The sequence below is a fragment of the Psychrobacter sp. PAMC 21119 genome, assembly GCF_000247495.1.
GTDB lineage: Bacteria > Pseudomonadota > Gammaproteobacteria > Pseudomonadales > Moraxellaceae > Psychrobacter > Psychrobacter glaciei.
Window position 1 is genome coordinate 17628 of sequence record NZ_AHVZ01000005.1, and the last position, 12397, is coordinate 30024.

General features: G+C 43.0%; 11 protein-coding genes. 4 read left to right on the forward strand and 7 right to left on the reverse strand.

Annotated features, from left to right (window positions below; genetic code table 11):
* Window positions 1-96 precede the first annotated feature (96 nt).
* Both thrH and RH96_RS00960 read right to left on the reverse strand, forming a co-directional pair.
* On the reverse strand, window positions 97-768 hold the full coding sequence (gene thrH / locus RH96_RS00955) for a bifunctional phosphoserine phosphatase/homoserine phosphotransferase ThrH (protein WP_010196166.1): 672 nt from the start codon (window positions 766-768) through the stop codon (window positions 97-99).
* 11 nt (window positions 769-779) lie between these two features.
* Window positions 780-1388 (reverse strand): LysE family translocator, encoded by a 609-nt coding sequence (locus RH96_RS00960; protein WP_010196169.1) that lies wholly within the window; start codon window positions 1386-1388, stop codon window positions 780-782.
* A 144-nt stretch (window positions 1389-1532) separates the two neighbouring features.
* Between RH96_RS00960 and RH96_RS00965 the strand changes: the two genes are divergently transcribed.
* Window positions 1533-2417 carry a LysR family transcriptional regulator gene (locus tag RH96_RS00965; RefSeq protein WP_010196172.1) on the forward strand — a complete coding sequence of 295 codons (885 nt, stop codon included), beginning with the start codon at window positions 1533-1535 and terminating at the stop codon, window positions 2415-2417.
* 366 nt (window positions 2418-2783) lie between these two features.
* Here RH96_RS00965 and RH96_RS00970 read toward each other — a convergent pair whose 3' ends face one another.
* Window positions 2784-4970, reverse strand: a complete 2187-nt coding sequence (locus RH96_RS00970) for an ATP-dependent helicase (RefSeq protein WP_010196174.1) — start codon at window positions 4968-4970, stop codon at window positions 2784-2786.
* Between the two features lie 445 nt (window positions 4971-5415).
* Here RH96_RS00970 and ychF point away from each other — a divergent pair, with 445 nt between their 5' ends.
* The 3 genes from ychF (at window position 5416) to RH96_RS00985 (ending at window position 8977) form a co-directional block, all read left to right on the forward strand.
* Complete coding sequence (gene ychF, locus RH96_RS00975; RefSeq protein WP_010196176.1) at window positions 5416-6507, forward strand: redox-regulated ATPase YchF; 1092 nt, start codon at window positions 5416-5418, stop codon at window positions 6505-6507.
* 173 nt (window positions 6508-6680) lie between these two features.
* Window positions 6681-8102 (forward strand): deoxyguanosinetriphosphate triphosphohydrolase, encoded by a 1422-nt coding sequence (locus RH96_RS00980; protein ID WP_010196179.1) that lies wholly within the window; start codon window positions 6681-6683, stop codon window positions 8100-8102.
* Window positions 8103-8293: 191 nt separating this feature from the next.
* A complete protein-coding gene (locus RH96_RS00985) occupies window positions 8294-8977 on the forward strand; it encodes a TetR family transcriptional regulator (RefSeq protein ID WP_026037055.1) in 684 nt (227 codons plus the stop codon).
* A 27-nt stretch (window positions 8978-9004) separates the two neighbouring features.
* Here RH96_RS00985 and gspK read toward each other — a convergent pair whose 3' ends face one another.
* From gspK to RH96_RS01005, 4 genes are read right to left on the reverse strand one after another with little or no spacing between them, the layout of a single operon-like run.
* Window positions 9005-10102, reverse strand: coding sequence for a type II secretion system minor pseudopilin GspK (gene gspK / locus RH96_RS00990; protein ID WP_141629672.1), 1098 nt, complete (start codon window positions 10100-10102; stop codon window positions 9005-9007).
* 42 nt (window positions 10103-10144) lie between these two features.
* Window positions 10145-10996: a type II secretion system minor pseudopilin GspJ gene (gene gspJ / locus RH96_RS00995; RefSeq protein ID WP_010196187.1), complete on the reverse strand. Its 852-nt coding sequence runs from the start codon at window positions 10994-10996 to the stop codon at window positions 10145-10147.
* Complete coding sequence (gspI, locus tag RH96_RS01000) at window positions 10993-11484, reverse strand: type II secretion system minor pseudopilin GspI (RefSeq protein WP_010196190.1); 492 nt, start codon at window positions 11482-11484, stop codon at window positions 10993-10995. The genes gspJ and gspI overlap by 4 nt, the downstream gene beginning before the upstream one ends.
* A gap of 3 nt (window positions 11485-11487) precedes the next feature.
* Window positions 11488-12300 (reverse strand): prepilin-type N-terminal cleavage/methylation domain-containing protein, encoded by an 813-nt coding sequence (locus tag RH96_RS01005; protein ID WP_010196192.1) that lies wholly within the window; start codon window positions 12298-12300, stop codon window positions 11488-11490.
* Window positions 12301-12397 lie beyond the last annotated feature (97 nt).

A 12397-nucleotide genomic window follows, 5' to 3' on the forward strand; every position in this document is an offset into this window, starting at 1 on the left:
AATACTATGGCGTGTCACCATTTAAACTGTAAGGCTTAAAATTAGATAAATTGCAGCCAAACAAGGAAAGTAGCTCAGATGATATCGAGATCTTGACTAGCTGTCTGACGCAGTTTGGCAAGATCTAGCCATTTTTAGGCTCTTTCGTTCAGATTGAGGACACACCTTAATAGAATCAATAATCTCCTGATAGCTATTTACGATATTAAACATAGGTAAGGCTTTCTCTACAACTTCTTTTGAAGGTGAGAATAAGTATCCATGAGTGGCTGCGCTTAGCATCGTAAAATCATTAAACGCGTCGCCAATCGCTATACTATTTCCCAATGATAAAGGATATTTTTCTATAATCTCATGTTTACCATGTTGGCGACTGTATAGTGCTTTATTAACATAGCCTGCACTATCAATCTGCAAACGATGACAATATACGGTATCCATTGGAACTTCGAGCTGCTGCAAGAATCCTTCAAGTAATTCATGAAAGCAGTCTGACACGATTTTAATCTCAAAACCTTTCATCTTTAATGCTTGTAGAAACTCTTTTGCTCCTTCAATTGGATTAAGTTGCCCGATAATACTTTGTATTTTTGGTAGCGTGATCTGATATTTTTCTAGAACAGCTATGCGATATAGCATCAGTTTTTCATAATCCTCTACTTCCCTTGTTGTGATGCTAAGCTCAGATATATCTAGGCGTATAGCCAAAAATTTCCATATTTCTGGGACTAAGACACCTTCCATATCGATAAAGGCTATTTTATTCATTTTGACTATCCTTAGTTTAAGTTTGTAAAGAGCAAGAACATACCTAATAAGGCTAATATGAAACCAATCACTCGATTGATTGCTACTTGTCTATTCAACATTTTTTCTCTTAAAGTACGCTGAGAGAACAATAAAGCCACTAGAGCAAACCATATGAAATGAGCTACCGACATGAACAGTCCGTAACCGATTAAAATGGATTTTGGGGTGATAGCGCTAACAATTTGTGTATAAGTGCTAATAACAAACAATGTAGTCTTAGGATTCAGGGCGTTCGTAAAGAAACCATATCGTAACGCTTGTGCAGAACTGATGCAGGTAGAAGAACCCACGTCCTTTACAGGTTTTTGTATAAATGTTTTATACCCAATATAAATGAGATAAAACGCACCAAGATATTTTATGATAGTCAAAAAATTGGGCGCAAACTCCATTACAATGGCAACGGCCAATAAGGTATAGGCGACATGTACTAATACTCCTAACGCTATACCAATAGAAGTTAATACACCAATAGAGCGCCCATATAAGTAGCTATTTTTGGTCACAATAGCAAAATCAGCGCCTGGACTGATGACAGCAAGAATAGTAATCATAATAACGGCTAAAAATTCTGTCATTTGTCTATCTCTATGCTTCTATTAGCTATATTTCCTGTATTTTTCACACTTACCTCGTGTAGTTATTCAATTCAGTTGTATCTTCCTATATTTATTAGTAAACTAAAATTGATTTATTTACATGAGTATTTATGAGTTTTTGGCATGATAGAAAAGATATCATTAAATTCGCTGAAGTTTTTTTATTACGTTGCACAGCATGGTAGCGTGACGTTAGCATCTCAAAAATTGTTTGTGACACAGAGCGCAGTGAGCAAACAGATTAAAAATCTAGAAGATGCTTTAGGTCTTATTTTATTTGATAGAGTGAACAAGAAGCTTGTACTTACCCCAAATGGCAGCTTACTTTTCGCCTGCTGCCAGCAAGTTTTTGCAAAATTAGACGATTGCCTTGTCGATTTAAAAAATCAGCAATATGAAAAGAAACAATTGGTACTATCCTGCGAACCTACAATTTCTATGAAATGGTTGATACCGCGTTTAGCTGAATTTAACTCACTAAACTATGGCTTTGAAATTGTGTTACTGACGGGCGGTGGAATCGTAGACTTTCAAGGGAAATCTATCGATATTGCTTTGCGCAGAAACGATTTTGAATGGGACAAGAATATATTTCATGAGAAAATTATTGAAGAATACATAGTTGCTGTTCGCAACACTAGAACCGAACAGACAAATACGCTTTTACTTACTTCTTCTCGACCAAATTTATGGCAACACATAAACAAGTCTAAGTTAGTGAGTAGTGACATTTTATCGTACGAACACATGGTGTTAGAACATTTCTATTTGTGTATTGAGGGATGTTTAGCTGGTTTAGGAACAGCTATTGTTTCAATATTTATGGTGGAAAAAGAAATCTCACATGAATTTTTAGCATTGGTACATCCTCCCGTAGCGGACAGTTCTTCATATAATTTATTATCCTATTACCCTTTTTACGAAGATGAAAGAAAGGTGATATTCAAAAACTGGCTGAAAACAGAGATGCTGATTAGCAAGGTACAGTTTATGGGAAATTTGAAGTAGATCTGGAGCTTACTTAAATTCTATGTATTTGCTTATACTTCAATAACAAGCAATGGATAACCAATATTATATCAATGAACTGCTGAGAAAATTTCCAGTAATATGAATCGCTTTGAGGACATCAACTGCTCCCAAAAGCAGCTCATGCTGTCATTTATTAAAACCACCTTTTAGGCTGAGACAAAAGCTCATCTATACGATAAGTATCAAAAGAGCATGACTAAAAGTCGCCGAAAATGTAACGCCAAACGTTAGAGCATATTTAGAGAAATATCGCTCTGCCATTATGCGTATCAGTAAGGGAACAGGCAATGTATCAATGTGCTAATTGATGGCACGCCCTGTAGCGTTAATACACTTCAAACATCACCACCACACTGGATCATCACTCGCCAGCGTCTCTAACAGTTTTTTAGAGCTTTTAACCTCAACTTCATCGGCAGAGAGCTCCGCGATAAAGCGTGAGGGCTTATCGAAATACCCTGAATAACTGGCGAAGTAATCAGGTGCGGTTAGATACAATCTGGTCTTGGCTCGACTACAGGCGACATAAAATAATTTTCGCTCCTCTTCCAACTCTTCAAAGTCATCCAACGAGCGATGATGTGGCGTGATGCCATCGACCAATGAATTGACAAACACCACTGGCCACTCCAACCCTTTGGCACTATGAATAGTCGAGATAGTGACTTTGTCACTGCCATTTTCATCCGGCTGACTGGTTGTCGCTACCGAATCATTGGGCGGATCGAGTGCCAAATTTTCTAAGAAATCATCAAGGCTACTGTGCTCTGTTGCCAAATTTTTGAGCACCCGAAAATCCTCACTACGCTCACGCCAATTCTCTTCAATCATCTTTAGGATAGGAATGTAAAAATCAAGTACCAGCTCAATGATAGCCTCAACCGACTCCGCTTGTTGCGCTTTGGTCAAAGTCGTATGAAGCGATTCTAACTGCGGACTTTTTTTGCTAAATTTCGGTAGTAATAATGGCTCAAAGGAATTGTTATCAGCATTAATCGCTTGAGTCAAACGCGTCGCGGTAACTGTCCCAACGCCTTGGAACAAGGTCAAAATTCGATGCCAAGCGATGGTGTCATTAGGATTATAAAGAATTTTTATAAAGGCTAAGACATCCTTGATATGGCGGCGCTCAACGAACTTAATACCCCCTACCACGATAAATGGAATATGGCGCTCCATAAATTCTAACTGTACATAATTAGACTGAAAAGACGTGCGGCACAGTACTGCAAAATCGTTGTAATCGTAGTCTGTCTTGTGCTCGATAATCTTATCGGCTATATATTTGGCCTCTTTTGTTTCATCGCTTAAACGGCTAAAGGTTGGTTTGTTGCCCGTTATGCTCGCGTTTGAATAGAGCTGCTTTTGATACCCTAGCGTGATTTGCGCGGACAAAGCATTGATATAATTTAAAACAGCAGGCGTACTACGATAGTTTTGCTCAAGCTTAATGAGACTCGCCTCAGGATAGGTCTCACCGAAGAGCAAGATATTCTCGTAATTAGCACCGCGAAACGCATAAATACTTTGATTGTCATCACCGACCACCATCAGCGAGACCGAGACTGGTGCACAGATAAGATCAATCAGCTGCTTTTGCGGAATATTCGTATCTTGATATTCATCAACCATAATATAGCGGTAGTTTTCTTGTAGCAGCTGACGGAATTTGTCGTTAGACTTTAGATGACGCACCACTTGGCTGATAATATCGTCAAAATCATACAAATGATTGGCGCGTTTATACTCATGAAAGTCGACAGCCAATTGCTCAATGATAGGAATATGAATAGCAATATCAGGATAATTATCTTCGATCAAGTTACGAATAGGAATGCGCCGATTTCTAGAGGTTGAGAAAATATTCTGTAAGGTTTTCTTGCGTGGAAATGCTTGTTTCTTAGTTTGCGCTGGGTACTTCTTTTCTTTATAAATCAAGTCAATCGCGTCCTCAGCATCCCCCGTATCTAGAATCGTGAAGCGCGGATTGATACCCAGTAGCCCTGAATATTGACGCAGCAGCCTATTGCAAAACGAGTGAAAGGTGCCACTGGTGATATCATTTAGCGCTTTACTGGTCGGCAAAATATCCTCGGATAACTGCTCGTCAGATAGGGTGTTAGTGAGCAAGGTTTTCGCGCGACTCTTAATCTCATTGGCGGCTTTTCGAGTAAAGGTCAGTAGCAATATTTGCTTAGGAGGCACACCATTCTCTAATAGATAACTGGTGCGATACGTCAAGGTTTTGGTCTTACCAGAGCCAGCACCAGCGATGACCAATACCTTGCCATCGATAGTAGTGGCTGCTAACAATTGATCCGGATTGAGCTCACTAGCGTAGTCTACTTTTAAGCCTAAATCACTATTCAACCTTTGCTTCAGCAGCGCAACATTGGCAGCATCATCGGCGTCGATTAGATTTGCCTCTAGCTTTTTAATTGCTTTTTCAAGACGCGCAAGCTTGGGTTTAATCTCCATAAAGTTCTGCGGATAGTGATAGCGGTGCGTGTCAAAAATAGTGGATGTCATTATAGGATATTGCCTTTCATTTTATTTTAGCCGCCTTTATCTGTATAAAGCACCTAATACGTAGCAGTTCAGAGATTTAGCTAAGAGGTTTTGATGTTAATGATTTTTGCTGTTAATGATTAAGATTGTTAGTAAAGTTTAGCGAGTTATAGGTACTCACCTTTAATGCGCTTGTCAGCCAAATTATTATTTTATAGTACAGCTTACCATAATTGATAAAACAGCAAAATTGCCAGCGATGACTAGGACAGACTCGGACAAAATCTTAGTATACCGCACAACAACCTCACCCCTATTCCGGTAAATTTGCTACAATATGCCCAATTTTGATTTACCATTTAACTAAGTTTTATAATGACTAATTACTGAGTTCTATGGGGACTAAGTAGCAAGTCTTATATTGACTAAGTACCAACTGATTTTATTCATATATTGAGAGCATGTTATGGGTTTTAATTGCGGCATCGTCGGCCTACCAAACGTGGGTAAATCTACCTTGTTTAACGCCTTGACCAAAGCGGGTATCGCCGCTGAAAACTTTCCGTTTTGTACCAAAGATCCCAACACGGGTATTGTACCAGTACCAGACCTACGCCTAAAGAAACTGGCTGATATCGTCAATCCTGAACGTGTACTACCGACGACGATGGAGTTTGTGGATATCGCAGGTCTAGTCGCAGGCGCGTCAAAAGGCGAAGGTATGGGCAACCAGTTCCTAGCCAACATCCGTGAGACTGATGCGATTGCCCACGTGGTACGCTGCTTCGATGATGACAACGTCGTCCACGTCGATGGTCGCGTTAGCCCTATTGATGACATCGAAACCATCAATACTGAATTGGCATTGGCCGATTTAGAAGCGGTTGAGCGCGCTGTGTTTAACTTAACCAAAAAAGCCAAAGGCGGCGATAAAGACGCTAGTGCCATGCTTGATGTGTTCAAAAAAATCGAACCATTGTTAGCAGACGGTCAAGCAGCTCGCGCGGCAAACCTTGATAGCGATGAGAAAAAACTCATCAGAAGCTATGGTTTGATTACCCTAAAGCCAACCATGTATATCGCTAACGTCTCTGAGGACGGCTTTGAAAACAACCCTTATCTAGATGCGGTACGCAATTATGCGACTGGTGAAGATTCTATCGTCATCGCGCTATGCAACCAAATCGAATCTGAAATCGCTCAGCTTGATGAAGACGACAAAAAAGACTTCCTAGCTGAGATGGACATGGAAGAAGCCGGTCTTGATCAAGTAATCCGTGGTGGTTATGACTTACTGGATATGCAGACTTACTTCACTGCTGGTGTCAAAGAAGTTCGTGCTTGGACTGTCGCTATTGGCGCAACCGCACCGCAAGCTGCTGGTGTAATTCATACCGATTTTGAGCGCGGTTTCATTCGTGCCGAAGTCATTGCTTATGATGACTTCATCGAGCACAACGGTGAAAAAGGCGCAGCGGCCGCTGGTAAATCACGTTTGGAAGGCAAAACTTACATCGTGCAAGATGGCGATGTGATGCATTTCCGCTTTAACGTTTAACGTTCAAAGTTTAATAAAGCGAATTGCGTGTTTACACAGTCTTAGTAGAGAACAACCAAAAGTCAGCCTTTGTGCTGGCTTTTTTTATTATAATAACGTCTGTTATTTTCAAAAACAGCAAATCCGCTGAAAATAATTATTAAAATAATGATAAAAATAACGGGTTATAAACTATGACGGCTCATATTTATCAATCGCTTAACAGCAGTGCACATTGGGCACAACTATTTAGTGCGCAGCGCTTGGGCAGCCACAAAAAAGCTCCAGCGCAAGACAGCGCGCGCTCATCCTTTCATAAAGATTACGACAGACTGGTGTTTTCGCACTCTTTTCGGCAGCTCAATCAAAAAACCCAAGTCCATCCATTGACCAACCAATTGGGCATTCATACGCGCTTGACGCATTCGCTTGAGGTCTCTTGTATTGGACGCTCATTAGGGATAATGGCGGCAGAAAAACTGCATGATAAATTAGCCAGCGGTCTACCAGCAGGCGTCTCGCCAGCCGATGTCGGTGTGATTGTTCAAGCAGCTTGCCTCGCTCACGATATTGGTAATCCGCCTTTTGGTCATGCAGGAGAATACGCCATTCGCGATTGGTTTATGCATCCTGATCGTCAGGCTATTTTGCAAAATCTGAGTAATAATGAGCAATTAGACTTACTGGCATACGAAGGCAATGCGCAAGGATTTCGGCTACTCGCCCGTAATGAGCATCATCCTGATAAGGGCGGTATGCGCCTCACTTGCGCGACGTTGGGTGCCTTTATGAAATACCCTTGGCTAGCGACGCATAGCAATCATGTTTCTGAAAGCACTTCTCCAAGTAATTCGCTCACCAATGTACAAAAATTTGGCTGCTTTTATAGTGAAGCCTCTCAGTTAGAAGAATTGGCAGCGTGCTTGAGTCTACCGCGCTCGCCGCAACATGATGGTTTTGCGCGCCATCCCCTCGCCTATCTATTGGAGGCCGCAGATGATATCTGCTACGCGCTGATAGATTTAGAAGATGGTATCAATCTGAATATGCTAACCTATAGCGAGGTCGCCACGATATTTTATGAGTTGATTGGTGAGCGTCCTAGTAGCGTGAGCTTGCCAGCGCATATGTCTGTCAGGCAAAGCCTAGCATCATTGCGAGCACGTGCTATGATGCGCTTGGTCAACACCGTCACCGACGCTTTTGTCGCTAATAGCGAGCCCTTGCTGGCTGGTACACTGCAAGGCAGTCTATTTGCACATTGTGATGCAAATGTGCAAAATGGTATTAATCAAGCCAAACAATTGGCGCATGAGCAAATATTCAATCACCCAAGCAAAGTGCGGATGGAATTGATGGCGAACCAATGCTTGCATCGCCTCTTAGATGCCTTTATACCATTGGCTTGGACAAACGCAAAAACTGCCCCGATGTCATTTGAGCAGCAGCGACTGCAAAAACTCCTCCAACCGCACCTCGATGAGCATCGACGGGTACTATCCGATAATATCTATCACAATATTTTAAATATATTGGACTTTATTACTGGGATGAATGATCATGAGGCATATAGATTGGCGCAGGAGCTACAAGGTCATTGGGGTACGATGGTCTAGGGCGCGTCCTCATTTTAGAAACGGTCACAGCGTCCATCTCACCCAATGTACTCAGTGTAATATTTGTGCTTAATTGCCCGATACTCACTATAAATGGCTTTGACTATAAATTAACACAAGTTGCGTATTTCAGTCGTATTTCTACGCTGAAGTGAGTATGATAAACCTCTATCGGATAATTTTGAAATATTATGAGCAGTCGCGAACAAAAGAAACTTCAAACCCGGCACGCCTTCTTTAATGCCGTGCTCGATCTCTGTATGACAGGACAGTCTTTTAGCTCCATCAGTCTCAGGCAGGTGACACGTGAGGTTGGTGTCGTGCCAACGGCATTTTATCGCCATTTCGATGATATGGAATCGCTTGGGCGGGCGCTGGTGGTTGAAGAATTGGGCGGGACACTCGCCATATTAAGCGACAGTTTACAAATTGGCCGTAGGCGCAGCTTTGATCGCCAAATCGCCAAGAGTATTCAGCTGTTTTTATATATGGTCAGCGAGCAGCCTTGTTATTGGCAGTTTTTGGTCAGCGAACGCTATGGTGGTTCAGAGGCCGTGCGCAAGGCCATTAATGAATTGATCAAAAAGCATGGACAAAGCTTAGCAGAAGATTTGGCCTTACAGCCCGCCTTTACTCATATTGATGCCTATGATTTACGCTTACTGGCTGAAGCAGGGGTTAATATGTTTTTTTCTTGGATTATCGACTGGTTAGAGCTGACGTATACTGAAGATCATGATGACGAAGCTGATTTGTCTGAAATTGAAAAAAAGAAACAGCTGATGCTGCATAACTGTACTCGTCAAGCACAAATGTTGTTTTATGGCGCATACAACTGGAAGTCTACTGAAGAGACTCGCCTTAGCGATGACTAAGTAATCTCCAAAACCTTTGAGTGCGGATTAAAAACTCGGCCGAAATACCCATAGACGCTGTGTAACAACCTTAATTGACTTCGCTGTTTTTCTCTTATCGTTATTACCCGTACTGTTGGCATCATTGCCATTTTTATCATTGCTATTAGCATCGTTGTTATTAGCAGCACTACTATTCTCGGTCTCACCATCATCAGTGGCAGCTTTGCTAATCAAGACAGTAGCAAAACGTTGCCGTGTTTGACCTGTATTCGCACTATCTGTCGCTGTGATAAGCGCCTTAAAGGCTTGACTGTCAACGGCTAATAATGGCGTTAATGCTGCCCGCTGCTCTGCATTAATGCCTCCCAATTGTGGCAATTGCCATAATTCATCAATAGATGGCAAGACCTGCTTGCGCCTCATCTCGGTCAACCCACGCATCTGCTCGCTAGTCACACCGTCCACCAAAGACGCCAGCAATTCAGGGCTGGCGGTATTGACATTGATAGGCACATAATAAGGGACGGCAGTAATGTAAGGGCGTAGCGCCGCCAGTACTTCAGCGCCTACTCCTCGAACGTCTGGTAGCTGATCGATGCTAAGAAATGGCTGGTTCGGTAAGGTCCCATCTACTGCCCCGCTGCGCTGCTGCGAATATACCACGCTCTCATCACCCCCATCTTGATAGACCTCACCATCTGCATCTTGATAATCCAGTACTGCAATAGCGATATCGGGCTCTAGGTTTAATTGTGTTAAGAGTCTTTGAAAGACAGCCAAGGCTGCCGTATTAACCGCACCATTCTGATATAAGTTATTGATATTAAAACGACTGGCCTCGTCACGCAGTTCGATGCTAATGCTATGATTATCTAAGGCATAAGGCGGTATTGGCTGCGCCCAAATATCTTGCTCGCTATCCGTATCATTGAGCTTATTATCCGCACGAATCAAGGTCACTGCCAACTGCTGACCGGCGTTAATATCTTGTAATAACTGATTCTGATCAAACAATAAGCCACTACGCCTGATAGCAATTTTTTGACTGGCAAGCATCGCCCCTGCGACCACCGTAATACTAACCACCAGTAGCAATATAGTCAGCAGCGCTACCCCGCGCTGAGAATGCGCTGTCATTGACATAAGCGACCTCTCTGATTGGTACAAGGGCACATTTTCAATACCTTATAAATTAGCATTGCCCACACCAGCGTTAGCAGTATTGCTACCATTAGTATTATCGTTATTACTGTTGTTACCGTCATTACTGCCATTATCGTTGCTGTTATCATTTTTACTATTAGGTGTATGTTGCATACTACTACGAGGGAATGGCTGCGGCGCAAGTGCCCATTGCCAAGTGATAGGCATATCTTGATAAGTGAAGCTGACGGCAATACCTTTTGGTAATAACTCAGCCTCAGCTTGGCTACTCGCTGTATTAGTCGCTTGCCCAGACGCTCTATTCACATTGCTGTTATTGCCACTGTTTTCGTCAGGGAACTTCGTCGCTATCTCTGGTAAATAGGCCTGCCAGCGTGCTGCTGTCACCCCTTCCAACAATACACTATCCAAACTAACGCTATCAGGCCCCGTTGCGAGGCTGGTATATTGACGGCGAATCAAGCGCTCATCGGCAAAAATATATTCGACGTGCTGCATACTGGTACTGCTTTGGTAGCGTGGGTCAGGATCTGCAAAGCGTACGAAGCTGACACGCTCGCCATCTAGGCTCATAAAAGGCTCAGGCTCTATCGCATTGTCTTGGCTGCTTTCGTTGCCACTATTTGCGACACTAATATCTTGAGTACGGGCATCTTGCGTCGTGGGTAACTGATAAGGAATGATTTGCCCCATATCTTGTTGTAGCTGCAAATAGGCATATTGCAAGACAGCCAGATTATCAGCATGAAATTGTGCGCGCTCACGGGCGCGGTTCACACTATCAAACACTTGCCAACCAGCCACTGCCAACATCGCAAATATTGCCATAGCGACCATCAGCTCAAGTAAGGTAAAGCCGCGTTGCTGTCTCACGGGTTACCTCCACTTGAATTTGGGTTCGCTAAATCCAAACTACCCACATCTTGTTCTGGATTACTCAAAACCACCTTAATATCCGTCACTGTGTTGCCTGTCTGTCCATCGATAATAGGCGCGACAGCGATAGTAACTTGTTTCAACGCTGGGGTAATGGTGTCACCGACTGTCATCACTACTTGCCAATCCCGACCTTGCGCATTAAGCGTTTGGCTGCGATTGGCGGTCAGCCATGTATCTTGAATCTGTAGATCAGCCGCCGCATTTTGGGCAACGAAATGAGCCAGCGTACGGGTACGCAACACATCAACCGAGCTGAGATACGCACTGCTGGCACGGCTAGCAGCGACGGCGACGACAGCTAAAATCGCTAATGCGACCATCACTTCAATCAAGGTAAAACCGCTTTCGCGTGTCGACTTTAAAAAGGTATCTTCGCTAGGCCTAGTAGCCGAATTGATAGGCAATTTTGATAACTTAACCATCAGCTACAGTCCTTGTCCTAACGACATACTACCGTCCGGCATGATGGTAATTACCTCACCCACCAAACGCGAATTATGACGTACTTCGATCGTTACAGGCGTTGCTTGCCCGGTGCCAAACCAGAGTATTTGAGGTACCGTCTGATCGGTAAACCAAGGCTGTAGCGTCTGATTCTGTCCTGCATTTACAGCGTTGCCAGCATCTAAGCTTTGCACACTCAAACTAACCCCATCAGGCATTTCAGGCAACGTGACTTCTGGTTCAATCTCCCAACTTGGCGTTGGTGTTTCGCCATTCGTACCCGACAAATCTGTAGACAATTCCATAGCATTTTTGGGACGGCTGTCCGTACCGTCTGAGATGATATCAGCGGTTTGATAGGCAATATAAGGATTCGATAAGGTGACGATAACCGGATTTACTTGACTTTGTTTATTTGCTTGTAAGCTTAAGCCCATCGGCTGCATACGCTCAGCTGATAACAGCCGAACGTAACTCAATGAATCGGTAAGGTGTTCATAAAAGGCACGGTTTTTTCGGGACTCACTACTACCAACTGACAAGCTCATCATGCCAGCAAAGATAGATAGAATCACCACCACTACCACGATTTCAACGAGGGTAAAACCAGCTTGCGCATGGGTGCTTTTTGATATTTTAGAGGATAAAACGGGAGGAGTTTTTACTATAGCGACATTGCAGCCGGTACGAGCGACCGAACTATTAGCCTTTTCAGTATATAGTAAGTGTTGACTTGCTAAGCCTAAATGGCAAGCGACCACTGAACTGGACTGAGTCTTAGCAGTGACCGGCATATTGCACCTATTGGCCTATGATTAGGGTTTGTTATATAAAGTGGTAAACATAGCAGAGTGATAGATATAGTAGGCTCACACAGAGCGTAATTTCTTG

Coding starts and splice junctions, on each gene's coding strand:
- thrH (WP_010196166.1), bottom strand. CDS start 768: ATGAATAAAATAGCCTTTATCGATATGGAAGGTGTCTTAGTCCCAGAA.
- RH96_RS00960 (WP_010196169.1), bottom strand. CDS start 1,388: ATGACAGAATTTTTAGCCGTTATTATGATTACTATTCTTGCTGTCATC.
- RH96_RS00965 (WP_010196172.1), top strand. CDS start 1,533: ATGATAGAAAAGATATCATTAAATTCGCTGAAGTTTTTTTATTACGTT.
- RH96_RS00970 (WP_010196174.1), bottom strand. CDS start 4,970: ATGACATCCACTATTTTTGACACGCACCGCTATCACTATCCGCAGAAC.
- ychF (WP_010196176.1), top strand. CDS start 5,416: ATGGGTTTTAATTGCGGCATCGTCGGCCTACCAAACGTGGGTAAATCT.
- RH96_RS00980 (WP_010196179.1), top strand. CDS start 6,681: ATGACGGCTCATATTTATCAATCGCTTAACAGCAGTGCACATTGGGCA.
- RH96_RS00985 (WP_026037055.1), top strand. CDS start 8,294: ATGAGCAGTCGCGAACAAAAGAAACTTCAAACCCGGCACGCCTTCTTT.
- gspK (WP_141629672.1), bottom strand. CDS start 10,102: ATGTCAATGACAGCGCATTCTCAGCGCGGGGTAGCGCTGCTGACTATA.
- gspI (WP_010196190.1), bottom strand. CDS start 11,484: ATGGTTAAGTTATCAAAATTGCCTATCAATTCGGCTACTAGGCCTAGC.
- RH96_RS01005 (WP_010196192.1), bottom strand. CDS start 12,300: ATGCCGGTCACTGCTAAGACTCAGTCCAGTTCAGTGGTCGCTTGCCAT.